At 48.8% G+C, this 344-nt stretch carries 1 pseudogene; it reads right to left on the reverse strand.

Annotated elements, in window-relative coordinates:
- Positions 1 to 344 (reverse strand): annotated as a pseudogene (locus tag ACNQ0W_RS25460) (3-oxoadipyl-CoA thiolase); the annotation flags it as partial.

Genomic DNA, 344 nt, shown 5'->3' on the forward strand with positions numbered 1-344 from the left:
GCTTAAACCTTCAAGGGTGGTTGATGCACGAGGATGCTCATCGGTATCAATCACAACAGCATCCCCCTTACGCTGAGGGATTTCAACTGCCACGATTTCTTTAGAAAAAAAGCCTTTGGCTTGCGCGCTTGCGGTGCGTTGTTGGCTCACCAAGGCAAACTGGTCCTGATCTGCACGATTGACGTTGAACTGTTCAGCGACGTTTTCGGCAGTCTGGGGCATGGTGTCTACACCATACAATTCTTTAAGTTTAGGGTTAATAAAACGCCAGCCCATGGTGGTGTCTTCAATCTTCTGGCTACGGCCAAAGGCACTGTCAGACTTACCCATTACATAAGGTGCAC

The sequence above is a fragment of the Enterobacter cloacae complex sp. 6730903 genome (genome assembly GCF_048283985.1).
Classification (GTDB): domain Bacteria; phylum Pseudomonadota; class Gammaproteobacteria; order Enterobacterales; family Enterobacteriaceae; genus Enterobacter; species Enterobacter hormaechei_C.